This is a genomic window from Nostoc sp. UIC 10607, assembly GCF_047228265.1.
Classification (GTDB): Bacteria; Cyanobacteriota; Cyanobacteriia; order Cyanobacteriales; family Nostocaceae; genus Nostoc; species Nostoc foliaceum_A.
On sequence record NZ_JBIQNW010000028.1, the window covers coordinates 53,424 to 76,028 of the forward strand.

Consider the following 22,605-nt stretch of genomic DNA (forward strand, 5'->3'; position numbering starts at 1 on the left):
AGTACCACTTAAAAATCAAGAGAGGAATTTGCTTAAATCAAATTCCTCATCTTGTTTCTCTTCGCTCATTCGCTCATAACTGAGAAATAATAAAATTCGCTCTGAATAATCTACTGACCCACGCAATTCATTTTGCAATATTTCCAATCCACCATTAGCGTACTCTTCAAATATATGATTGCGTTGTCTTTCATATTCCTCTTCATTAATAGATAGTGTTTTTATATCTTTAGTTTCATTAATTGCTAATAATTTTATTAAAATATCATTTCCCATTGAGGCAAAATACTCTATCCTAATTGGCGATGGTTCCCTTTTAGAAATCTCTCCCAAAGCCACGCGCTTTTTATGTTTTGCACCCAAAGCTGCTGCAAACACAATCACATCAGCAAAAGTATTAAAAGGCCCTGTTCCACCATCTGAAGATGTTAAATCCTTCACCAACTCAGCCTTATCTTTAGCAACCCTGATTCTGCCAGTTTCCGCCATTGTTTTAATATCTAACGTGTAGCTATTTTAACTGAAAGTTATAAGCGAGCGATCGCACCTAATAGCCACATTATTTTATACTAGTATACAGGCGATCGCTAAACAAACAACTCATCCACCAACATAGCCCATCCTAATACTGCGGAATCAGCTTCTGCCACCTCAAAAGGGCGATGATTGGGGGTTTTTCGGGGATAATGACGCGATATACTCTGACAACTTCCTGTTTTAATACTCGCCCACTTGTTCGTCGGGAACATCAAAATATACTTTTTGATGAATTCATTAACCTTGCTACTGTTCATATCTGGATTCACAGAATTTGATTAGTAGGATAAGTTCTTAAAAGCTTTTTACCAAAATGAAATTCCTGGACTGGGTGAAGATGGACGATGGCATCGAGACATTAGGGAGACTTCAGAAAAAAGCTTGAATTAGATAATTCTTAAAAAGTAGCAAATCAAATACAGCAGTTTGCAAATAAGTTAAGTACAAAATGCAAACTTAAAATCAGCAGATATAAATAATTTTTATCTGCTGCATCCAAACCCTTAGTTTTATACTTCGTGCAAAACAAAACTGCTGTATCTGTCTTAAAATGGCGTTGTTTCACGAATAGGGAAAATGGTAAATTTTACTTCTAATAATCCACTCCCAGTTTAACCATGAACACGAAAGCTAAAACTAACAAGCCTCATGGTTACCAATTACAAGAAGCAACCAAACTAGCGACTATCTCAACTAGTTCTTCAGGATCAATCGGTTTCGATACATGAGTATCAAAGCCACCTTCCAAAGCACGGATACGATCCTCACTATCAGCATAGGCTGTTAAAGCAATAGCCGGGACTCGCCCACCATTCTTTGGGTTGAGCGCACGAATTTTGCGGATAAAAGTGTAGCCATCCTCCCCAGGCAACCCGATATCAGAAATTAAAACATCGGGTTGCAATTCGGATAATACTTGGCGTGCCGCATCTGCTGATATTACTGCTATAACTTTTGCTCCATCCATTTCCAACACAGTAGTGATGAAACAGCGAGTATCATTATCATCCTCAACTACCAGAATATCTAAACCAGCAAGAGTTCCAGAAGGTTCCATAAATGACATTTTATTCTAACTTTCTGTGACTTTTACCAGCTAAAGAAAAAATCAGGGCTTGAGAAACCCTCAAAATGACTTTTTCCACATGCCGTGAAAAGTCAGAACTATATAATCAACAATAAAACAAACAGAAGACGACTTCTAATCAATTTTAACAATTTATTTGTATCTAAATGCAGATATAATTCATAACCAGCAATCCTCCAAATGGTAGGTATAATTTATAATTATTTATTTAGATTATATAACCAATCATATAAAAATATTTTTATCCTATTAATTATAATTAAAACAATGCACTTGATGTAAAAACTATTGAGCCTTGAATAGAATTTGATTCTAGTTTTTACTCAATATGATTATTTACTAATACAAAGTTTTCAAGATAAATTTTGACGGATGATTATAAGTGATTTCTCCTAAATATTAGATAGATAAAATTAGGACATAGTATTAGCTTTTCAGCTTAAATATTTAACAATAAAATTACAAAATAATTTATTTAGTAAAATTTGGCGATAAAAAACCACATCAACAGCAGTAAGGAAATTCAAAAAATGAGTATTTTAGAGCAAACTAACTATGTTTTAACGATTCGCTAACTCTCTACAACTTTTTGGTTTGATACCATTCTTTTCTTCTTTATTAGCCTATTTGTATTTTTAATAGCTTTAGTTATTGCTAGTTCGGGTGAATGGTGGGGATCTCTCTTGTTACTCTTAACAGCATTTGGATTCTATATAGCATTGCAAGAGGTGTGGAAACTTCATGTAGTGAAAGATTGTAGTTTTAACAAAGCTCTTGGCAGGGTAACTATCAAATTTCACGGATTACAAACTAAAATAAAGGATTTGCCACTTCAAGATATTCGAGCAGTTGAGGTGAGAAAAACAACAGGTTTTGCCTATGGAGCCGTAATTGAAAATTACCAATTTTATGATCAAAACTGGAGAACGCCTTGCCCCTACGAAGGTATAGTTACTTCACTTGCTAGCTAATAGGCAATGTAAACCAGAAAGTTGCCCCTGCATCCAATGTACTGTTTACACCAATTTCGCCGCCGTGAGCATTGATGATTTGCTTACATAAATACAAGCCCAATCCCAAACTTACAGAATTGCGGATACTTGCACCTCGAAAGTAAAGTTCAAAAAGCCGATCGCTTTGTTGTTGACTAATACCCACGCCTTTATCACTAACAGTACAATAAATCATCTCACCTTCATGGTTAGCGTTAATTGTCAAGAGCAAACCAGGGGCGTTATGTTTCAGAGCATTGACAATTAAGTTAGAAAAAACTCGCCATAGTTGCGTGGGGTCTGCATTCACTAATGGCAAATCTGCGGATACCAGATTTGTCAGCTTGGCTTGATTTTGCTCTAGCAGTGGCTCTAAATCTGCGATCGCAGCTTCGACAACTGTCAGTAATTGTACGGTTTGACGTTGTAAAACAACACCTTGCACTTCGCTAACATGAGCTTCCATCAACGAATTAATTAAGTTCAGTTGGCGATCGCTACTTTGAATCATCCGCTCTAAAATTGAGCGTGAAATCGAAATATTTTCCTCTGGACGTGCAAGCAAATTTTTCAGCACCATTAAAGTACCCAGCACTGGGTTGCGTAAATCATGGGAAACTGCATGAAAAAATACCCGTAGTTCTTCTTCAGTTTGCTTGCGCTGGGTAATATCTTCAATCAAACCCTCGTAGTAAAGCAGTTTTCCTTGTTCGTTACGCACTGCGTAGGCTTTTTCCGAAATCCAGACAATACTCCCGTCTCGGCGATAAATTTGGGACTCAAACTCAGAAACGCTGCCATACTTTTCCATCAGGCGGACAAATTCTGCCCGACGGTTCGGATCAACGTACAATTGTTCAATAACAGTGGAATTTGCTGTTACCTCCTCCGCTAAGGAGTAACCATAAATGCGTGCTAAAGCAGGATTTGCCGTAATGTAACGTCCATCGGGACTACTTTGAAAAATACCTTCAACAGCGTTTTCAAAAATGCTGCGATATTTAGCTTCTGCAACCTTGATTTTTTGATAGGCAGATTCCAGTTCTTGACGGGCGTAAAATTCAGAACGTTGCAGGCGATCGTACAGATAAACACCAATATCACATATAACACAAAACCAAAAAATGTATAAAATGAACGTTACATTATATATTTCTGGGTATTCGGGGACTGGTGTTTTTAGCCCAAGTATCGTATTTACACCAAAGTAGTAAAACAGCACGCCCACTTGACATAGCAAGTGAAGAATCCAGCAGACTGGCATTAATACGGCTTGGCTTAAAAACAGCAACGACCAGCCGATGGTGTCGGCTAGTGCAAAACCTCTGATGGTTGCAAACAACTGTGATGCTAGACTAATTGCCCAAGAAGACCCCAAAAATAATAAATCTGGACGATCGCGACCTAACTTCGTTTTATGTAGGCCAAAGCAAACAAGTATACTCAAGAGCATTGCAATATTGATTACAAGGCGTTGAGTTCTAAGTACTTCTGGCAGACTTTCCAACTCTTTTAAGGGGAAAAAAAAGCCGTAAATGTCTCTCAAAGTAAAAGACAACAAACAAATCAGCGCCAGCCATAACCATAAACGCAATCTCTGCCACAAAAAGCGGTTGCGCCAAGCTGTGTAAAAAGTAGTGATTTCATCTGTTGTTGGTGCAGAAAAGGTTTGTCTCCACCAGCTTTGCACTGTTGTAAACGGAGTAGCCATTAGCATCCGAGCAACTTTGCCCATACCTTGAGGGTGTTTCCCTTACTCAACATTGCTATAAATAACACCCTCTCATTTTTTGGTGATTTATGGGCGATTTGTAGCGGATGAAGTTGCTAGAGGTAGTGTAAACCAGAAAGTTAACCCGCGCTTACGGTTACTAATAACACCGATTTCGCCGCCATGTGCTTTAATAACTTTCCGACAAAGATACATTTTTAAGCCAATGCTTGTGGAACAACAATCTTGGGGATCGCGGACATGCAGATCGAAAAGGCGATCGCACTCTAGTTTGCTCATTACCACACCGTCATCTTGAATCTGAGTGCGAATCATTCCCCCCTCAACGGTGGCACTCAGAATAAAATTTAATCCTGGTGGATTATTTTGCAAGCTATGTGTTATTAAATGTGCCAAAACTTTCTGCAATCGAGTTGCATCTGCCATTACTAACGGTAAATTGGCGGGAACCAAGTTCCTCAGAGTCGCTTGATTTTGTGTCAACATGGGTTCCAACTGGACGAATGTTCCTCCCAGTAGGGTGCTAAGTTTCACAGGTTCATGTTTGATGTCAATACCCTGTTTTTCACAGGAATTTATTTCTAGCAATGAGTTAATCATCGTCAACTGACGATCATTGCCTTGAATCATCCGCTCGATTATTGAGCGAGATACAGGAATTGGGGATTGGGCATAAGAGGCAGAGGGGCGGGGGGAAGGGTGCAGAGGAGAGGAATTTTCCCCCTGCCCCCTGCCCCCTGCTCCCTGCTCCCCACACCCCACTCCCTGATTTAATAAATTCTTTAACACCATCAAGTTACCCATCACCGAAGTTCGTAAATCATGGGCAACTGTGTGCAAAACTACATCTTTGACGCGATGCAATTCTTCAACTTCTTGCATTTTCTGCTGCAATTGTGCTGTCCGTTCTTCTACTTGGTGTTCTAAATTAGTGTTAAGTTCTGCTAATTCTTGGTAAATCTGGCTTTGGTGAATGGCGATCGCTACTTGTTCTGACATTTGCTGTAACAAATCAATTTCTATTGGTTGCCAATGACGCGAACCTGAGCATTGATTGGCAATTAACGCCCCAAATAATTCGTCACCTAGCATAATTGGTACAGCCAAACTAGCTTTCGTTTGGAATTTTTCACAGTGTGCCTTAACTTTGGGAGATACTGCCACTTGCGTTACGTCTTCAACGACACGCACAAGATTATCTTTTAGTAAGTTTCGCAATTCTTTCAGATAAGCTTCATCATTAGTAGACCATCCTGAGATTGATGGATACTTGGGATCTACTGATTCAGCAAGAGTTCTGATTTCTAAATTGGCATTATTTAAACCAATAAAAACTCGATCGGCTTGGAGAAATTGCCTGACTTCCGTCACGGTGGTTTGGAGAATTTGCTCTAAGTTAAGCGAAGACCGAATTCGCACTAAGGTTTCTGCTAACAAGCGATCGCGTTCTGCTGATAGACGTAATTGCGCTTCCACTTGCTTGCGTTCTGTAATGTCGTGATGGACGGCTAGGATCGAAGGGATACCATCCAAATCAATGACTTCGGCTGAAAGCAGTGTTGTAATTATCTTGCCAGACTTTTGCCGGAATTCAAATTCCAGGTTGCGAACAACTCCTGTGGCTTGTAAATTCTGCAACAAATTCAGGCGATCGCGATCGTGTACCCAAAGATTTAACTCAAAAGAAGTTTTACCAATCGCCTCATCTCGCTCATAACCTGAGAGTTCTACAAAGCTATCGTTAACTTCGATGAAGCGTCCTTCCTGGAGTGTGCTAATGGTAATTGAATCGGGACTGCAACTAAAAGCTTTAGCAAATTTTTGGGCAAGATTTTGTAAGGCAGCTTCCGCTTGTTTGCGTTCTGTGATGTCTCGGACAATGGCTAGTATTTCATCTTGACCACTCACTACCAACCGCGTCTCATAATCTCTGGCTCCCAAAGGCGTTGGTAGTTGGTATTCGCAAGTTTGCAAAGTTCCAGAATCTAAAGTTTTAGCGATCGCTTCCAGGCTAATTGCGGCAACATCACTAGGCAATAACTCCTGTACATGTTTCCCAACTATTTCTTCTCTCGAAAGAGTGACATTTGCTCCCTCACTTTTCAAATCTAGATACTCGCCATCGCGGCTAATGCGAAACATCAAATCGGGGATAGCATCCAAAATTGCTTGATACCGCGCCTCAGTCTCTTGCAATTTTTCTTGGGTTTGTTTTCGGTCTGTAATATCCATGACCAAGCCATTCCAAAGAAAATCGCCGTTAGGTTGTAATTCTGGTTGCGAAGTACATTGAATCCATTTAAGTTTGCCACTAGGTGTAATGATGCGACCTTCCCAATGCCAAGGTGTAAAATTTGTACTACAAACAGCTATAGATTCAGCAAAGGCTTTCACATCCAGCGGATGAATCAGTTTGTATAGCACCTGGAAATCTGCCTGTACAGTTTCTGGTTCTATTTCATACAAATATTCACAACCAGAACTGACATAAGGGATAAACACAGAACCATCCTGCTGTTGCAGAACTTGGAAAATTATTCCTGGTAAATTGACAGCAAGTTTTGAGAGCAGGTTAAAAGCCTCTTGCTGGCAATTTGGTGTATACAGCGATTTTACAACGGTTTCATCCACTCTTTGACCCTTTGATACACAAGCTATTGATTTACAATTAAAAGCTAGAATAAGCAATTTAACAGTTTTTATTTTGTGGGCATAATCGCTAACAGAATCAAAACTGCACCTTCTTTCAGAGTAGTTCCTGATGAGGCGATCGCATTCACCCAATCGGGTGAACGATTTGCCAGAGGGAGAATCATGTGACAAAAAAGTTAGTTGTAAATAGTGATCAACGACACTTTGTCACATTTGATCGCAATAATCAGATAGAAAGTAGTTTATCAATACATTTAATCTAGTTTTATCTAAAGAATAAATAGAGTTACCAACATATAGGAATTAATGATGGGTATTTCCGAGTGGATACTTTGTAATACGTCCAAGGAGACATAAATGCAATTACAACAGATATCAGTTTTGGAAGAAACTCTTTGGGAAGCAGTTCTCAATCGAGATCCCACTTTTGAAGGTAAGTTTTTCTACGGTGTTCACTCTACAGGCGTTTATTGCCGACCTATTTGCCCTAGTCGCAGACCGAATCGCAATCAAGTTTGTTTCTTCCAGTCGGCACAAGAAGCTGAAAACGCAGGTTTTCGACCTTGTAAGCGCTGTCAGCCACAATCTGAAAAATTTCTAAATCCCGCTAAGGCAAAAGTTTTAGCAGCATGTCGATACATTGAAGCACAAGTTGATCACATCCCAACCCTTTCGGAATTATGCTCTCAGGTGGGAATGAGTTCCAGTTATCTACAAAAGGTATTCAAGAAAATAATTGGCGTATCCCCTTTTCAATATGCAGATGCACTGCGTAGCCAACAATTAAAGCAGCGTCTTCAGTCAGGAGAGGAAATTGCTCATGCAGTTTATGACACAGGGTATGGTTCAAGTAGCCAACTATATGAGAAAGCACCTAAACAACTGGGAATGACACCAAAGACTTACCAACAAGCTGGAAAGACAATCAGCATTGTCTATGCGATCGCTCGATGTCCACTAGGATATTTGCTTGTGGCAACAACAGAGAAGGGTATCTGTGCCGTTAAACTAGGTGATGAAGCAGACAAGCTTGAACATACCTTGAACCAGGAATTTCACCAAGCGCACATCATGCGTGATGACCACACACACAAAGAATGGATACAAGCAATCCTCGACTTTATTGCCGGAGACGAGGTACATGTTGATTTACCGCTTGATGTCCGTGGGACAGCATTTCAAAAACAAGTGTGGCAAGCATTGCAAAAAATTCCCTATGGCGAAACCCGCACTTACACAGATATTGCTCGTGATATTGCCAAACCCCAGGCAGTCCGTGCGGTGGGTAATGCTTGTGGAGCTAATCCGATAGCGCTGATTGTACCGTGTCATCGGGTGCTGCGGAGCGATGGCAGTCTTGGTGGTTATCACTGGGGGATTGAGCGTAAACAAAAACTGCTTATACAAGAATCGAAATTTCTCAAAGATGACTCAAACACCTGAACTAGAATCGTTGACTCAAGAAAGTCTGACCCGTGGTTTAATGGTGCTTGCCAATCTTGATAGCGATTTGGCTCGGATTTTAGAAACACTGGGGCCTCCACCGATGTGGCAAAGAGAACCAGGTTTTGCAACGCTGTTGTGCATAATTCTGGAACAACAAGTTTCCGTAGCGGCTGCAAAGGCCGTATTTACCCGGCTATGTGGGGTTGTTGTAACTTTGACAGCAGAAAATTTTCTGATATTAGATGATGTTCAATTGAGAGGAATTGGATTCAGTCGGCAAAAGATTCTATACTGTCGTGGGTTGGCGAATGCGATCGCAACTGGTCAGCTTGACCTCAGCAAGCTGGAAAGAATGGACGAAACTACTATCAGAACTGAGTTAAAGCGCCTCAAAGGTATAGGAGACTGGACAGTTGATATTTATTTGCTCATGGCGCTGCAACGTCCTGATGTCTTTCCTAAAGGCGATTTAGCGATCGCGATCGCTTTACAAAAACTCAAAAACTTGGCGACGCGTCCAACACCAGTTCAACTAGAAGCAATGACACAGCACTGGCGACCGTGGCGAGCAGTTGCTGCAAGACTTCTATGGCACTACTACTTGAGTAATGCCCAATCTTCATAAACTTGCACATAATCATTGCTCCTTGGTACTTGGCAGTTTGTTTAATAAATATAATTAAATGGTAGAAAATCAATTAAGCCTAACACCAGAAAAAGCAGATAAAGCTTCAAAAATCCTGCCGATAATAACAGTTATAACCGCATTATTAGCTTTATCGGCGACAGCAATACTTATTAAAATTGCTGTTAGGGAAATGAGCGCCGCTGCTACATTTTTTAATCGCTTATGGATAGCCACTATTATCTTTGGATTATGGAGTGGAATTAACCAAGCACGGACTCAGATTACGGATGATGAACCTGTATTACGACAGCAGTCTTATCCAATCAAAGATATAGCGTTTTTAATAGCAGTGGGTCTAGTTCATGTATTAGGCCGATTATCTTGGACTTGGTCGCTAACCCAGACTGGTGCTGCTAATGCTAATGCGTTAGGTAGTCTCAATCCACTATTTACTACATTAGGAGGTTGGCTGTTTTTTAATCAAATTTTTGGGCGCAAATTTATCATCGGTTTGATATTAGCCATAATCGGCGCGATCGCAGTTGGATTTGAAGATTTATTACGCTCTAATAATAATTTTACAGGTGATGCTGTTGCCCTCTTCTCATCGATATTTTATGCAGCAAACTTTTTACTTATCGAGCAAATCCGCAATAAGTTTTCAATTATTACCATCCTTCTGTGGCGCTGTGTCATCGCAACTTCATTAATGCTCCCAGTAGTGCTAATCTTTGAAAAACAAGTTTTCCCAGTTTCTTTGTCAGGTTGGTTAGTAGTATTTGCACTAGGTGCTATTTGTGAAGCCTTGGGTCATGGGCTAATTGTATACAGCCTGAAAACTTTTTCTTCAGGATTCCTCTCTTTACTCTTGCTACTCAATCCAGTGATTGTTGCTATTCTTGCTTGGATACTTTTTTCTGAAAATTTGAGTGTTTTTAACTTCCTAGGTTTGGGTCTAATTTTAGGTGGTATCTATCTAGCTATTTCTACTAAAGAATCTATTAAATCTACAGTTAATATTCCCATGCAGTCTCCAGTGGAAAGTGAATCTTAACAAGTTCGTAGTCAAGACTTGAGTCCTGATTTTCTAAGCACTAAAGTACTTATTAGCAACCCTTAAAACTTAATAGACAATTGATTTCTGATAGCGGGCTGGTTCCTGCTTGGCGCGATCGCGGGCATAATTAAGAGCAGCTTGCACTCATTTGGAAGCCACCACCGCGATCGCTGCAAGACTTTTATGGCACTACTAGCTGCAATGCTTTTCGGATAAACCCAACAATCTCTCTTTTGGTCTGGGGAAAGGTTACTCGGTTTGGGGTAAAGGTAAATTCAAACCCTTTCCCCCTTAACCGAAAAGTATTGCTACTACTTGAGTAATGCCAATGGGAAGTCGGTTACAGTTTACCCGTAAAGACCCTCTCAGCCGGGCCTGTCATGTAAACCCGTTGGTCGATTTCTGACCATTCAATTTGCAAGGGGCCACCTGGTAATTCTATAGTTGCAGTGCGATCGCATTTCCCTGTTAACACTCCAGCTACCAAGGAAGCACAAGCACCAGTCCCACAAGCTAAGGTGATCCCAGCACCTCGTTCCCACACCCGCATTTTCAAATAGTCACGGCGTACCACTTGAATAAATTCGGTATTTATGCGTTGGGGAAAAACTGGGTGATGCTCAAATTTCGGGCCAATGCTTTCTAGCTCAATTGCAGCTACATCTTCCACAAAGGTAATGCAGTGAGGATTCCCCATATTTACACAGGTGACATCCCAAGTTTGTCCCACCACTTCTAACGGCTGAGAAATTACTTTTTCTTGAGCAGGTGCAAGAGTGGTAGGAATTTCGCTAGCGAGTAACCTGGGTAAACCCATGTCTACTTTAACTTGACCATCAGATAAGAGTTGGGGAGTCATTACACCGCCCAAAGTATGAATGCGATATGAGTCTTTATTCCGGGATTCGCCTTCTAAGTCTGCTAAAAAGCCAGCTAAACAGCGAATGCCGTTACCACACATTTCTGGTTCTGAACCATCGGAATTATAAATCCGCATGGTGTAGTCAGTACCGTTTTCTCCCGGCAGGGCAAAAATTACACCATCAGCACCGATGCCAAAGTGGCGATCGCACAACTTGATGGCTTGCTCTGGTGTCACTACAGGCAAAGATGACGAGCGATTGTCAATCAAAATAAAGTCGTTGCCTAGACCATGATACTTAGTAAATTCGATTGCCATTTCTTCAAGGATGAATTATCAAGGATTAGTTACTCTTTATTTTGCCTTGTAGGTTCATCTTTACTAAAAATGCTTACCGAATTTGACACCACTTTACCCAGTATTAGACAAGTCCAAAACCTGATTAAACAAACAACGCCAGTGGAATTAAAGCTGCTCACTGGTGATGTGTTGACAGGAAAGGTTTTATGGCAAGACCCACAGTGTATCTGTATTGCAGATGAAAACAGTCAGCAAAGCACTGTTTGGAAACAAGCGATCGCATACATCAAGCCGAAAACAAGTTAGAAGTAGTATTATTTCCGCTTAAATAACCGTCATTGCAACCGAACGCAAGTGCGTCTCGTAAAGAAGGGTAGCAATCTCCCAAAAACCTTGTGATAGCTACCCTGCGGGAACGCCAAAGGCAAACTTTAGTTGAAAAATTAGCCATGAAAGACATAAATTATAATATTCTAGCGGCGATCGCTCTTGGCTATACTGCAAAACAACTCAAACTCCGTATATCTGATCTGGCTAGACTTTACTATATTTTTAATGAAGTTTAGCTATAGTTCTCACTACCTGTGTTAATCTTAAGTACCCAAGCCGCGCCGCTATTTTTGGTTGCTGTATCTAGCTAATTGTAATTATTAAACTGACATTAAATATTGAGAGATTGAATTATGAAATCCTCTTCTATCACCTTAGTCTTTGTGATTAGTGCACTTGCTCTTCCCCAGAGTGCTTATGCTAACGAAGAAAATGTTCCTATCGATCGCAATCAGGCTGAAGTTCTATTGACAGAGCCAGCCACGATTAACGCTACATGGAGTAATTTTATCGGAGAGACTAATAATCCTAAACAAACTGCTGAATCAATTTCGCTAGTGCAGGATCGAGGTTGCCAAAAGATTAACCCGCTTGAGTTCATCAATAACCCAGAGGCTTTTTTTAAGCAATGTCAAAAGCCAACAAATACCCAAAGTTCTCAAAGTACTGAACCAATTGAGTATCTCAAGGTTCCTAAACTTGACTCTGGTATTAGTGTGACAGTTACTCAATTTTGATATAGACAATTTTATAATAATAGATAGCTAATTGTTGGTAGTTTAATCTATCTAGATAATTTACGCTAAAACATGGAGCAAATATTTATGCTGGCTGCTTTAGCTCAAAGCAGAAAAGTTTGGCCGGAATGTTTGCCGAAGCTAACAGTCGCCTGTGTAATCATAGATGCCCAAAAGATAATAGCTCAAGGGTAGACGCAGGCACCAGGAAAACTCTATCCTGAGGCTGACGCACTTAACCAGATTCAAGGCAAAGCTTTCGACTTTTTGAAAATGTACGTAACTCTTGAACCTTGTTCTTTTCATGGACGCACACCTACATCTGCTTTAGCGATCGCTCAAAATCATCGTATAGATGATATATATATGTATCTATAGTTGATCCAGACCCCCGCAATAATAGTCAGGGATTAGACATTCTCACAAAAGCAGGAAAGACAGTTCATTTTGGGTTATGCGCCAATAAGGTAGATGCTTTTTTGAACCAATATCTAATAAAGGGATGGCTGAAGAGTTAGGTTAAAGTTTCAATATAGTATTGTTTTCCCAAAAATCTTTTCGCTTCAGTTGGATATTAGTGGTGATCGTGGGTCTTGCTGTCTTAATAAGTATTATTCTTGGTGTTAATGTGACCACTGTTACTACTTTTAGTCCAAAAAGTGTTTCCAGGAGTAATTACATTGATAATACCGCATTCGATACAGATGTCTGCGTGCATTACGACACAAGTGCAATTTTCACAGATACTTGCGTCTTTGTCGTCCTAAATCCCTAATTACTAATTACAAGTATTTAACCAGACTTTCAATAAACAAGGTAGCTATGCTGTCTTGCAGGAGGTAGAAGAAAAGAAGATTTGAATTATCTGCTTTTTATAAGGCGCGGTGTACGCCAGTTGAACTGCTCCTAAAAAAGCTGTTATTGAGCAGAGGAGGCTGGGTAAAGTTCTTTCTTCCATGCTTACTTAAAACCTTATATACCCGGCTTGATCTGATTGGATCATGTAGCAAAAATTAGAGGTGAAGAATAGATATTCTATGTTTAATAAGTTGTCATTTAATGAAAATAAAATTTAAAAATAACCAGAGCATCATCACTGTAGATCAACAAATATCAATAATATTTGTATGTTTTCAAAACTTAAATTATAAAGTATATAATGTTTTGCTTTTAATAAATTTTTCCTGTAATAAAATCGTTTTTGGATAAATTTACATTTTTTAGAAACTGCATTGGATAAATAAAGTAATAATTATGTTTCCAGATATGCAATGATCAATAATAAAGCAGTGTAATTGGTTTGAAAGATATGATGATGATACTTTAGGTAATTGATTTGTCACTACTGATGATGTTATTATTAAAGGGTAGGTTGATTTTGGGTTTATTATCTCCAAGAATTAACTTGTAATGTATCATAGACTAGAATTCATCAGTATTGCCAATTGATTGATTAGCAGTGTGAATGGCTATGGGTCTGAATATCTAGACTTGATACCAATAAATTGATGAGGTTACAGAGGAGCAAATAACCATGAGCAACTTAACATCTCCACATACCGAAGTTCAAAAAACGAAGAAAAAAAGTTTAGCCGCAGATAAAAAACCTCGAGCTACAGATGATATTGTGCGTAGTTATCTGCAAGAGATCGGGCGTGTAGATTTGTTGACTCGTGAACAAGAGGTTATTTTTGCCCAACAAGTGCAGCAGATGATGAATTTACTAGCTGCTAAGGAAGAATTGGCTGTGAAATTAAAGCACGAACCCACGCTGCAAGAATGGGCAGATCAGGTGGAGTCAAGTGTTGAGGTGCTAGAGCAACAGCTAAGTCAAGGACACCAAGCCAAGCAGAAAATGATTCAGGCTAATCTCCGGTTAGTGGTAGCTGTGGCGAAGAAATACCAGCACCGCAACCTGGAATTTATGGATTTAATTCAAGAAGGTACTTTGGGCTTAGAGCGAGGGGTGGATAAATTTGATCCTGCTCTTGGTTATAAGTTTTCTACCTACGCTTACTGGTGGATTCGTCAAGGAATCACACGAGCGATCGCTCAACAAGGACGTACAATTCGTTTACCTATCCACGTCTTTGAGAAACTGAACAAAATTAAGCGGGTGCAGCGTGAATTATCTCAACAGTTGGGTCGTGTTCCCACTACTGCTGAAATTGCCAGCGCGTTATCTTTGACACCTAGCCAAGTTCGAGAGTGTTTGTACTTGGCGCGTCAACCCTTCTCCTTAGAGGCGCGAGTTGGTGAACAACAAGATACAGAATTGCAGGACATACTGGAAGATGATGGCCCTTCTCCCGAAGACTATGCTGTTGAAGAATCTCTCCACCAAGACTTACAAGACTTGTTGGCAAAGCTTTCTCCCCAGCAGCGAGAAATATTAACCCTGCGCTTTGGTCTGACTGATGGATATGAACTTTCTTTAGCACAGATTGGCGATCGCATGGGTATTAGTCGAGAACGAGTGCGTCAAATCGAGCAAAAAGCTCTCAGTCTCCTGCGACGGCAAAAGGAACAAGTACGTAGTTATTTAGCTAGCTGAAATTAGTTTTTATAATAATGTAGGGCATTTAAACTCAGGCATTCACCTTAATGGCTGTATTTTATTCAGTCATTTTGGAGGAAAATAAACCTAAGTAATCTCTCTCAAAGATTTGATATGAGCGCATCAAAGACAGTGCAACAATTGCAGGCACAATGGGTTAGTTCTGAAAACTTTCGGCGTTATGGACAGGTAATTTTTGCAAGTCTTGATGGCAAAGCTTATGATGGCGAAGATGCCCAGTTAAACCTGCAAAACGGGATTCCACGATTTTATGTTATGCGGTTGGAGAAGAGAGGGCGAAAGTTTCACAAAATTACTCGCCATATGCAATGCACTCAATGTTTGGGTTCTTTGGAAGGAAAGGATTGGTTGATTGCAGTTTGTCCTCCTCATAATGATGTGAATGAACCACTATTAGACGAGATTTCTGCTTTCCGCATTCCGGGGAATTGTTTTATCAAGCTACATGAGGGCACTTGGCACGCTGGGCCCTATTTTGATCATGAAGCTGTGGATTTTTATAATTTGGAACTAGCTGATACAAATGTGGTGGATCATTTCACTCATGATTTTTTTAAGAGCCATCAATTAGAGTTTGAGATGGTATAGGTGAGATTGGGATATTTTTTTATTTGGAAGTCCCTTATGGGCATAAACCAGCTATAGATAGCGATGCTTATCCTAGACTTGCGATCGCTATATTCATTTCATTTATATAGTGCTTCTGGATTGAGTTCAATACGCACTTAACAAAAATAGCCCCTTCCTGCAAAGGAAGGGGAGTAAAGCTTGTGAAAAAGAGGGTTAACCCAACGCGGATTTTAACTCACTTTCTGCTTGTTCCAACGCTTCTGGTAATTTACTCGCATCGCGTCCGCCGGCTTGGGCTAAGTTTGGTCTTCCACCGCCGCCGCCGCCGCAGATTTTAGCGATCGCACCTACAAATTTACCAGCTTGCAAACCTTTTTTGTTCACTTCAGAACTAAAAGCTGCAACTATGCTGACTTTCCCTTCTTCAGGAACAGAACCCAGCACCACTGCACCATTACCGATTTTTTGCAACAAGCGTTCGGCTGCGGTTTTCAATGATTCTGGATCAACATCTTCTAATTGGGAAACGATAATTTTAAAATCGCCTACAGTTTCTGCTGTTTGTAGCAAGCTATCAGATTTTGCGATCGCTAACTGTACCTTCAAGCTTTCCAATTCCTTCTGGCTAGTTCTAAGTTCGCTTTGCAGACTTGTAATTCTATCTGGTAATTCTTCGGGTTTAACTTTAAAGCGATCGCTCAAATCTTTAACTACTTTATCCCGAAGATTGAGATAATCCAGTATTGCTGGCCCCGAAACAGCTTCAATGCGCCGCACCCCAGAAGCTACTCCAGCTTCTGAGATAATCTTAAACACGCCAATTTCAGCCGTATTACTCACATGAGTTCCACCGCATAGTTCCATTGATACGCTAGGGAAGTCAATCACGCGCACTTCTTCGCCGTATTTTTCGCCGAACATGGCAACAGCACCCCTAGCTTTCGCCTCTGCTAAAGGTAATACTTCAACTTTCGCAGCATGTGCTTGCGCAATCCAAGTGTTCACTTGTTCCTCAATTTGTTGGACTTCCTCTACTGTCAACGCACGGGGACAGTTGAAGTCAAACCGCAATCTGTCAAAGGAAACCAGGGAACCAGCTTGAGATATGCTATCATCAACGATTTTCTTTAATGCTGCTTGCAATAGGTGGGTTGCGGTATGGTTAGCTTGGGCGCGACGGCGACAAGCCGGATCAATTTGAGCGGTGACGCGATCGCCTACGCGCAGTGTACCGCGTTCGATGCGTCCGAAGTGAACAAAGAAATCAGATTCTTTCTTCACATCTTCCACCCGAACTACAATACCATCACCAGAGATATAACCGCGATCGCCGATTTGTCCACCGGATTCAGCATAAAATGGCGTTTTGTCAAGGACAATTTGCACCTGTGTTCCCACTTCTGCTTCCTCTTGGGAAACACCTGCTACCAAAATCGCTTCGACTTTCGCCGTTGTCGCAGGTTGGGTATAGCCTAAAAACTCAGTGGCGTGGATGTGTTCTGCTAATTTATCGAGAGAACCTTGCACAGTTAAATCGATGGTTTCATGTGCTGCTTTGGCACGTTCCACCTGCTTTTGCATTTCGGCATTGAATCCTGCTTCATCGACTGTCAAATGATTTTCTTCGGCAACTTCTTGAGTAAGTTCGAGGGGAAATCCGTAGGTGTCATAGAGGGTAAATGCGCTTTCACCGCTAATAGAGGTTTCTCCTCGCTGTTTCACCTCTTGAATGATTTCTTCTAGCAGTTTTTCGCCTCTATCCAGAGTTTTAAGGAAATTGGATTCTTCCCGTTGCAACTCAGCTTTAATTGCTGCTTCCCGTTGACGCACATTGGGGTAAGCTGATTCCGAAAGGGCGATCGCAGTTTCAGCAACTTGGGTAGTAAATTCACCAGAAATTCCAATTAATCGTCCATGACGCACTACACGCCGAATTAACCGCCGCAGCACATAACCCCGTCCCACGTTGGAGGCGCGAATTTCATCGGCGATCATGTGGACAACAGAACGAACGTGATCGCCAATGACTTTTAAAGAAACTTTGGTTTTTTCATCACTTTTGTGGTAGTCAATGCCAGCAATTTGGGCTGCTGTTTGGATAATTGGAAAAATCAGATCAGTTTCATAATTATTAGGCACTTTTTGGAGAATTTGCGCCATTCTCTCCAAACCCATGCCTGTGTCGATATTCTTGTTTTGCAGTGGCGTTAAATTGCCTGAAGTATCCCGGTTATATTGCATGAACACGAGGTTGTAAAACTCGATGAACCGGGAATCGTCTTCTAAATCTATATTTTCGTCACCGCGTTCTGGGTGGAAGTCGTAATAAATTTCTGAACAAGGCCCACAAGGCCCAGTCGGCCCAGATACCCAAAAGTTATCATCTTCGCCTAAGCGTTTAATTCTCGCTATCGGTACACCGATTTGATCGCGCCAAATTCCAAAGGCTTCATCATCATCTTTAAAAACGCTGACGACAAGATTTTGGGGGGAAATGCCAAAGACTTGTGTAGAGATTTCCCAACCCCAAGCGATCGCTTGTTCTTTAAAATAATCACCAAAGCTGAAATTGCCCAGCATCTCAAAAAACGTGTGATGCCGTTTGGTGCGTCCGACATTCTCAATGTCGTTGGTGCGGATACACTTTTGCGAAGTCGTAGCCCGCTTAAATTCTGGTGTGCGCTGCCCCAAGAATATCGGCTTAAATGGTAGCATCCCTGCGATCGTCAGCAGCACGGTTGGATCTTCTGGCACGAGGGAGGCACTTGGGAGAATTTGGTGTTCCCGTTGGGCAAAGAAGTCGAGGAATATGTTGCGAATTTCGTTACCGCTTAGGTACTGGGGATTTGAAGACATGGGTGTTTTTAACTTTAGACTTTAAGGCTTGGGCGTAGCGGCACTAGGTAAGTGTATTTTCATAAATAGCTTTATATATTCTTGCATTTTGTTTCATATTACTGCCAGCGAATTGTGCCAGTCGATGATATATATACAGCTACTAGAATGCTGTTACACCACTACACTACCTTACTTTGGCAGGATGTGCGTAGGCGTAGCCCGTCGTAGACATCGCCTTTTGGTCGTTAAGATTAATCCTTAAGAAATAGTTTAAAAATCCCATACTGAGGTAACAAATGGCACTACAACTGAAAGTATCAAATATTGCTTGTGAGGGATGTGCAGAAACAATTACTGAATTTATCCACATTATGGAAGCTGAGGCTAAGGTGGATGTTAATGTTAATGCTAAAACTGTCACGGTAGAATCCGCAGCTTCTGAGGAGTCAATCAAACAGGTAATTGTTGCTGCTGGTTATGCTATTGAAGGTTATTGAGCGGATTCTAGCTTTTCACAGAAGTTTAGATTTTAATATCTCAGGCTAGGCTAACAAAATTTTTTATATTTATTCTGCCTATAGAAAGGGCGGAATCGAAGCAATATCCCTATATTAGGGGCAGGTTTTAACATCGAGTTTTTTATTTAGCTTTTTTTCTGGATTGTTATGATGTTGCGACCAATTAAAAAAAGATGTGGATTAAGTAAACAAGCAAACACAGATCAAGCATAGACAGAAATATTTTGTTTATCCTGTTAACAGATTGTGAAACTTTGGTTTACACCTGATTTAAAGTGTAAATTTTTTTACCCAATAATTTCGATCTGTAATTATAGGATATGTTACCAGAAAGCTACTACTTATAGTAGCAAGGAGTTTTGCTGTCTATTTGATTCGCATTTTTTTTGCAATTCAACTCCTACCTTAATACTTAGTAAAAGCCTAGTTCCTAAAGAAAAAGGCTGAGGTAATCTATGGAAAAAAACTTTTTTAATTCAATGATAAAATTTCAGATTTAATCATTGAATTAAAATTTTTAATGATTTCTTTATTTTTCTACTTGGGAAGAAATTTTACTGCCTAATTTGGCTGTTATTACAAACCATTTATTTTGGTAATTTCATGAGAAAAATAATACCTAAGAGACTACAGCAATAGTTTTTATACATTCAAATAATATTCAGTATTATTACTGTTTAAAAAAAAGACTCTAAAGAAGACATTAGTTGTCAGAAGTGGATATTTCAAAAACTGGAGTAGTAAATATAAAGCCTTAAAAGGAGATTAAAGTTGGAAAATTATTGTAGATTCGGTGTTCAAAAAAATATATAACAAGAAATATAACGTTGCCTAAAACATCATATTTAGTATTAGGCGGCAATAGTAGCAAGTAACTCAAGTTAATCTCTTTAAAATTTAAACAGGATAAAAAATAAAGCAATGAATATTTCTATTCTGGTCTTTGGAAAAAATAATTTTATCGCCACACTTCCAGATCAGATTCGTTATGCGACTGCTTTTAGTGTAGAAATTATAAACAATCTTAATCAGGCAGTATCACAAATTCAAATGACACCCCCCGATATCATATTTGTGCAGGCTAGCCTGCATGGCAGCATGGAACTTTGCAGTTGGTTGAAAGACCAGACAAAACTATCCTGGATATACTGTATTCTATTCGAGGATCGTTCCCAGCAGCTTACTGATAGAAACAAGTATGGTTGGCACAGGGAATTGGAGATGAGTGCTGCGGCATTAAAGCAAGGAGCCGATGCTTATATTTGGCATCTTATTGAAGAAACAACAGACCATAGCTTGGCAGAGTTGACCGCCAATCATGGACTAATACTTGCTCAATTAAGTGTTGGCTTGCGGAAAGCGCAAAAATACCGAGATTTGATTCGGACAAATGATATGTTATCAGCGATCGCCTTAGCCGATTCGCTGACAGAATTAAATAATCGTCGTGCTTTAGAATGGGACTTACCCAGACAAATTAAAAGAGCTAGGACTCAAAAAATCCCCCTGAGTTTGATTATTCTGGATGTAGACCATTTCAAGAAAGTTAATGATACTCACGGGCATTTAGTAGGCGATCGCATCTTGCAAGTGCTATGTCAGCGTCTGCGACACAATCTGCGCTGTCAAGACACAGCATTTCGCTATGGTGGCGAAGAATTTGTGATTCTTCTGGCTAACACCACCGATGAAGAAGCACTATTAGTGGCCCGTCGTCTGAATCGTGTAGTCAGCGATGAACCATTTGCACTCAGCAATAAATTGACAATTAATATCACTATTAGTCTGGGCACAGCCTCTCTGCAAGATGAGGATGATGATCGAGGAGAGACTCTGTTGCATCGTGCCGATCAATGTCTGTTACAGGCTAAAACTGCTGGGCGCAATCGGGTTATCAACTCGAACTTATCTCATGTCTCACACTTGAAAGCTGTTTCTTCTTAAAAGTGAGCATGAAATATTGGGTATTGAGGATTATTATTCTTTCTCTACTCCTAACTCAGCCTGACAATCTTCTACCGAAGTGCGTTCTCGCATGGCATTCACTAAAGCCTCATAGCTAGACCAATTTTCTTGCAGTAGGGTTTTTGCCTGGAGGGCATGAAACCGTAGTTTCTGCTGATAAGCTGATTCAGAAAAGCCCAAAATTGTTAATACTCCTATCAGCTTGGTTTTATCATCACCTCCACCCTCGGCGTTATTAAAAACTAGGGTTTCAGCAGCAATACCTGCCATCCAAACAGTGCAGTAGCGGTCTAGCATTTGGGCACTGATTTTACCCACTTCTAGTTGAGATGCTAATTCGCCATCATCAAAGCTAACGCCACCTTGTCCAGGTTGCCCCTGTTTCCAAGCTTCCCAAGCGCTGAGTGTGTAGCCAGTAACGGGAATACCTAACAGGTAAGCAACCAAAAAATGCCCTGCTTCATGGTGGAGGATGCGATCGCGGTGTTCACTTGAAAAACCAGCAATCCAATCTAAAAAGATAGTACCACCCTTGCCTTGCAAGCTAAAACTGTCAAAAGTGGCTATTCCCAAAATAGTGAAGGTAGCAAGCGCCGGCACTGCCGGCGACAAATTCAAGAATGGCCCCAGCAGTACCGATAGGGTCATGAGAAAGATAGATATTGCAACTAAATTTAGGGTAGTTTGGCTCATTGAAGGTTTTCTGAGGATCTACTTAATCTTTCTTCATTATGAGGCGATATCTACGAAGGGCTATGCCTATGCACAGTTTTTGTATCAAGCTGATTGTACAGTTAGTCTGCCTGATGTTTTTGTCAACTTAAAGCATCTTTGACCTTTTTTTAATTTTTTATTGGAGCGTTCGCGCAGCGTTTCGTAGAGAAGCGACTTTACTTTCCGCTTTTTTAAGAAACTGGACATGAATGGCCGTTCAAAGAATAAATAAAACCAATAAGCAATAATCAGTGACATTGCCGATCAGTTTGAAGATGACAAAGGTAATTCTGTAGACTTGGCAATTTCTTTACCGTCACGGCTTTTAATTACTCGTGCAGGGATGCCTACAGCTACCGAAAATGGGGGAATATCTTTAGTCACAACAGCGCCAGCACCAATAACGCTGCCTCTACCAATGGTGACACCATCTAATACTTTTACCCCATGACCTAGCCAGCAGTCATCCTCAATCACGATCCCCTTACAAGTAATACCTTGGTATTTGATTGGCTCTGTTGGATCTGTAAAGTTGTGATTATTGGCATATACTCCAGTATGGGCTGCAATCAAACAGTGCTTGCCAATTTTGATGTCTCCAGGGCCAGAAATACAAACGCTAGGGCCAATAAAAGTATCTTGACCAATGTCGATACAAGTGTTATTTAGTGCCCCAATTACAGTGTTACGTTCAATGACAGCTCCATTTTTTAGATGAATTCTATTGTTTTCGTGGCCTCTTCCATCTATACGAACACCCTTGAAAATATAAACTCCATTGCCAATTTCGATAGAATCAGTACTGAGAAATTCAACGCCATCTTGAATATAAACTGAACTACCTATCTGGGCAAAAATAGTGCGGTATAGCAAATCACGTAACTTTACACCGCCAAAAATAGTTGGAATATCGCCTATAAAAGTAGTTAATAAAAGTTGTTGAAACCGCTTCATTTTTGAAAAATGTTTCAAGTTATTCATAGCTCTATTCTTCTCAAATAAATTGTGGACTTGTAGATTTGTAGATTTGTGTAATACCTAAGTAACAACAAACATCCTATG

At 40.3% G+C, this 22,605-nt stretch carries 21 protein-coding genes and 1 pseudogene; 12 read left to right on the forward strand and 10 right to left on the reverse strand.

The window, feature by feature from the left end:
- Positions 1-15 precede the first annotated feature (15 nt).
- The 3 genes from ACEYW6_RS21650 to ACEYW6_RS21660 form a co-directional block, all read right to left on the reverse strand.
- Positions 16-489, reverse strand: coding sequence for a DNA phosphorothioation-associated protein 4 (locus ACEYW6_RS21650; RefSeq protein ID WP_412981366.1), 474 nt, complete (start codon positions 487-489; stop codon positions 16-18).
- Between the two features lie 98 nt (positions 490-587).
- Positions 588-794 (reverse strand): hypothetical protein, encoded by a 207-nt coding sequence (locus ACEYW6_RS21655; RefSeq protein WP_412981367.1) that lies wholly within the window; start codon positions 792-794, stop codon positions 588-590.
- Between the two features lie 395 nt (positions 795-1,189).
- Complete coding sequence (locus ACEYW6_RS21660) at positions 1,190-1,594, reverse strand: response regulator (RefSeq protein WP_190896485.1); 405 nt, start codon at positions 1,592-1,594, stop codon at positions 1,190-1,192.
- A gap of 713 nt (positions 1,595-2,307) precedes the next feature.
- Here ACEYW6_RS21660 and ACEYW6_RS21665 point away from each other — a divergent pair.
- The gene (locus ACEYW6_RS21665; protein ID WP_412981368.1) at positions 2,308-2,595 is read left to right on the forward strand and encodes a hypothetical protein; all 288 of its coding nucleotides are present in this window, start codon (positions 2,308-2,310) and stop codon (positions 2,593-2,595) included.
- Here ACEYW6_RS21665 and ACEYW6_RS21670 read toward each other — a convergent pair.
- Together ACEYW6_RS21670 and ACEYW6_RS21675 are read right to left on the reverse strand one after the other, a co-directional pair.
- On the reverse strand, positions 2,588-4,351 hold the full coding sequence (locus ACEYW6_RS21670) for an ATP-binding protein (protein WP_412981369.1): 1,764 nt from the start codon (positions 4,349-4,351) through the stop codon (positions 2,588-2,590). The two genes, ACEYW6_RS21665 and ACEYW6_RS21670, sit on opposite strands and share 8 nt — an antisense overlap.
- Positions 4,352-4,414: 63 nt before the next feature.
- A complete protein-coding gene (locus ACEYW6_RS21675) occupies positions 4,415-6,979 on the reverse strand; it encodes a PAS domain S-box protein (RefSeq protein WP_412981370.1) in 2,565 nt (854 codons plus the stop codon).
- Positions 6,980-7,357: 378 nt separating this feature from the next.
- On the opposite strand from ACEYW6_RS21675, the gene ada reads away from it, so the two are divergent.
- From ada to ACEYW6_RS21690, 3 genes are read left to right on the forward strand one after another with little or no spacing between them, the layout of a single operon-like run.
- On the forward strand, positions 7,358-8,443 hold the full coding sequence (ada, locus tag ACEYW6_RS21680) for a bifunctional DNA-binding transcriptional regulator/O6-methylguanine-DNA methyltransferase Ada (RefSeq protein ID WP_412981371.1): 1,086 nt from the start codon (positions 7,358-7,360) through the stop codon (positions 8,441-8,443).
- Positions 8,427-9,071, forward strand: coding sequence for a DNA-3-methyladenine glycosylase family protein (locus tag ACEYW6_RS21685; protein WP_412981372.1), 645 nt, complete (start codon positions 8,427-8,429; stop codon positions 9,069-9,071). The genes ada and ACEYW6_RS21685 overlap by 17 nt, the downstream gene beginning before the upstream one ends.
- A gap of 58 nt (positions 9,072-9,129) precedes the next feature.
- Entirely contained in the window at positions 9,130-10,128 is a 999-nt protein-coding gene (locus tag ACEYW6_RS21690; RefSeq protein ID WP_412981373.1) for a DMT family transporter, read from the forward strand.
- A 343-nt stretch (positions 10,129-10,471) separates the two neighbouring features.
- Here the strand turns inward: ACEYW6_RS21690 and dapF are convergent, their stop codons facing one another.
- A complete protein-coding gene (gene dapF / locus ACEYW6_RS21695) occupies positions 10,472-11,311 on the reverse strand; it encodes a diaminopimelate epimerase (protein WP_412981374.1) in 840 nt (279 codons plus the stop codon).
- Positions 11,312-11,380: 69 nt separating this feature from the next.
- Here dapF and ACEYW6_RS21700 point away from each other — a divergent pair, with 69 nt between their 5' ends.
- The 6 genes from ACEYW6_RS21700 (at position 11,381) to ACEYW6_RS21725 (ending at position 15,526) form a co-directional block, all read left to right on the forward strand.
- The gene (locus ACEYW6_RS21700) at positions 11,381-11,599 is read left to right on the forward strand and encodes an Hfq-related RNA-binding protein (protein WP_181927528.1); all 219 of its coding nucleotides are present in this window, start codon (positions 11,381-11,383) and stop codon (positions 11,597-11,599) included.
- Between the two features lie 89 nt (positions 11,600-11,688).
- Entirely contained in the window at positions 11,689-11,859 is a 171-nt protein-coding gene (locus ACEYW6_RS21705; RefSeq protein WP_412981375.1) for a hypothetical protein, read from the forward strand.
- Between the two features lie 117 nt (positions 11,860-11,976).
- Positions 11,977-12,360: a hypothetical protein gene (locus tag ACEYW6_RS21710; protein ID WP_190896398.1), complete on the forward strand. Its 384-nt coding sequence runs from the start codon at positions 11,977-11,979 to the stop codon at positions 12,358-12,360.
- A 586-nt stretch (positions 12,361-12,946) separates the two neighbouring features.
- Positions 12,947-13,135, forward strand: a complete 189-nt coding sequence (locus tag ACEYW6_RS21715; protein WP_412981376.1) for a DUF3172 domain-containing protein — start codon at positions 12,947-12,949, stop codon at positions 13,133-13,135.
- 759 nt (positions 13,136-13,894) lie between these two features.
- On the forward strand, positions 13,895-14,914 hold the full coding sequence (locus tag ACEYW6_RS21720; RefSeq protein WP_412981377.1) for an RpoD/SigA family RNA polymerase sigma factor: 1,020 nt from the start codon (positions 13,895-13,897) through the stop codon (positions 14,912-14,914).
- A 117-nt stretch (positions 14,915-15,031) separates the two neighbouring features.
- Entirely contained in the window at positions 15,032-15,526 is a 495-nt protein-coding gene (locus ACEYW6_RS21725; RefSeq protein WP_412981378.1) for an ureidoglycolate lyase, read from the forward strand.
- Positions 15,527-15,721: 195 nt separating this feature from the next.
- On the opposite strand, the gene alaS is transcribed toward ACEYW6_RS21725, so the two are convergent.
- Complete coding sequence (alaS, locus tag ACEYW6_RS21730) at positions 15,722-18,364, reverse strand: alanine--tRNA ligase (RefSeq protein ID WP_412981379.1); 2,643 nt, start codon at positions 18,362-18,364, stop codon at positions 15,722-15,724.
- Positions 18,365-18,642: 278 nt separating this feature from the next.
- On the opposite strand from alaS, the gene ACEYW6_RS21735 reads away from it, so the two are divergent.
- Both ACEYW6_RS21735 and ACEYW6_RS21740 read left to right on the forward strand, forming a co-directional pair.
- Positions 18,643-18,843: a heavy-metal-associated domain-containing protein gene (locus tag ACEYW6_RS21735; protein WP_412981380.1), complete on the forward strand. Its 201-nt coding sequence runs from the start codon at positions 18,643-18,645 to the stop codon at positions 18,841-18,843.
- 942 nt (positions 18,844-19,785) lie between these two features.
- Positions 19,786-20,808 carry a GGDEF domain-containing protein gene (locus ACEYW6_RS21740; RefSeq protein ID WP_412981381.1) on the forward strand — a complete coding sequence of 341 codons (1,023 nt, stop codon included), beginning with the start codon at positions 19,786-19,788 and terminating at the stop codon, positions 20,806-20,808.
- A 33-nt stretch (positions 20,809-20,841) separates the two neighbouring features.
- Here ACEYW6_RS21740 and ACEYW6_RS21745 read toward each other — a convergent pair whose 3' ends face one another.
- The 3 genes and pseudogenes from ACEYW6_RS21745 to ACEYW6_RS21755 all read right to left on the reverse strand — a co-directional run bounded on the left by ACEYW6_RS21745 (position 20,842) and on the right by ACEYW6_RS21755 (position 22,524).
- Positions 20,842-21,522 carry an ATP-dependent Zn protease gene (locus ACEYW6_RS21745; protein WP_412981382.1) on the reverse strand — a complete coding sequence of 227 codons (681 nt, stop codon included), beginning with the start codon at positions 21,520-21,522 and terminating at the stop codon, positions 20,842-20,844.
- Between the two features lie 195 nt (positions 21,523-21,717).
- Positions 21,718-21,807, reverse strand: a pseudogene (locus ACEYW6_RS21750) (acyltransferase); the annotation flags it as partial.
- The gene (locus ACEYW6_RS21755) at positions 21,808-22,524 is read right to left on the reverse strand and encodes an acyltransferase (protein ID WP_190896384.1); all 717 of its coding nucleotides are present in this window, start codon (positions 22,522-22,524) and stop codon (positions 21,808-21,810) included.
- Positions 22,525-22,605 lie beyond the last annotated feature (81 nt).

What these genes read in the sequence shown, in the direction of transcription:
- ACEYW6_RS21650 (WP_412981366.1), bottom strand. Translation starts at nt 489, where the DNA reads ATGGCGGAAACTGGCAGAATCAGGGTTGCTAAAGATAAGGCTGAGTTG.
- ACEYW6_RS21655 (WP_412981367.1), bottom strand. Translation starts at nt 794, where the DNA reads ATGAACAGTAGCAAGGTTAATGAATTCATCAAAAAGTATATTTTGATG.
- ACEYW6_RS21660 (WP_190896485.1), bottom strand. Translation starts at nt 1,594, where the DNA reads ATGGAACCTTCTGGAACTCTTGCTGGTTTAGATATTCTGGTAGTTGAG.
- ACEYW6_RS21670 (WP_412981369.1), bottom strand. Translation starts at nt 4,351, where the DNA reads ATGGGCAAAGTTGCTCGGATGCTAATGGCTACTCCGTTTACAACAGTG.
- ada (WP_412981371.1), top strand. Translation starts at nt 7,358, where the DNA reads ATGCAATTACAACAGATATCAGTTTTGGAAGAAACTCTTTGGGAAGCA.
- ACEYW6_RS21685 (WP_412981372.1), top strand. Translation starts at nt 8,427, where the DNA reads ATGACTCAAACACCTGAACTAGAATCGTTGACTCAAGAAAGTCTGACC.
- ACEYW6_RS21690 (WP_412981373.1), top strand. Translation starts at nt 9,130, where the DNA reads ATGGTAGAAAATCAATTAAGCCTAACACCAGAAAAAGCAGATAAAGCT.
- dapF (WP_412981374.1), bottom strand. Translation starts at nt 11,311, where the DNA reads ATGGCAATCGAATTTACTAAGTATCATGGTCTAGGCAACGACTTTATT.
- ACEYW6_RS21700 (WP_181927528.1), top strand. Translation starts at nt 11,381, where the DNA reads ATGCTTACCGAATTTGACACCACTTTACCCAGTATTAGACAAGTCCAA.
- ACEYW6_RS21710 (WP_190896398.1), top strand. Translation starts at nt 11,977, where the DNA reads ATGAAATCCTCTTCTATCACCTTAGTCTTTGTGATTAGTGCACTTGCT.
- ACEYW6_RS21720 (WP_412981377.1), top strand. Translation starts at nt 13,895, where the DNA reads ATGAGCAACTTAACATCTCCACATACCGAAGTTCAAAAAACGAAGAAA.
- ACEYW6_RS21725 (WP_412981378.1), top strand. Translation starts at nt 15,032, where the DNA reads ATGAGCGCATCAAAGACAGTGCAACAATTGCAGGCACAATGGGTTAGT.
- alaS (WP_412981379.1), bottom strand. Translation starts at nt 18,364, where the DNA reads ATGTCTTCAAATCCCCAGTACCTAAGCGGTAACGAAATTCGCAACATA.
- ACEYW6_RS21735 (WP_412981380.1), top strand. Translation starts at nt 18,643, where the DNA reads ATGGCACTACAACTGAAAGTATCAAATATTGCTTGTGAGGGATGTGCA.
- ACEYW6_RS21740 (WP_412981381.1), top strand. Translation starts at nt 19,786, where the DNA reads ATGAATATTTCTATTCTGGTCTTTGGAAAAAATAATTTTATCGCCACA.
- ACEYW6_RS21745 (WP_412981382.1), bottom strand. Translation starts at nt 21,522, where the DNA reads ATGAGCCAAACTACCCTAAATTTAGTTGCAATATCTATCTTTCTCATG.
- ACEYW6_RS21755 (WP_190896384.1), bottom strand. Translation starts at nt 22,524, where the DNA reads ATGAATAACTTGAAACATTTTTCAAAAATGAAGCGGTTTCAACAACTT.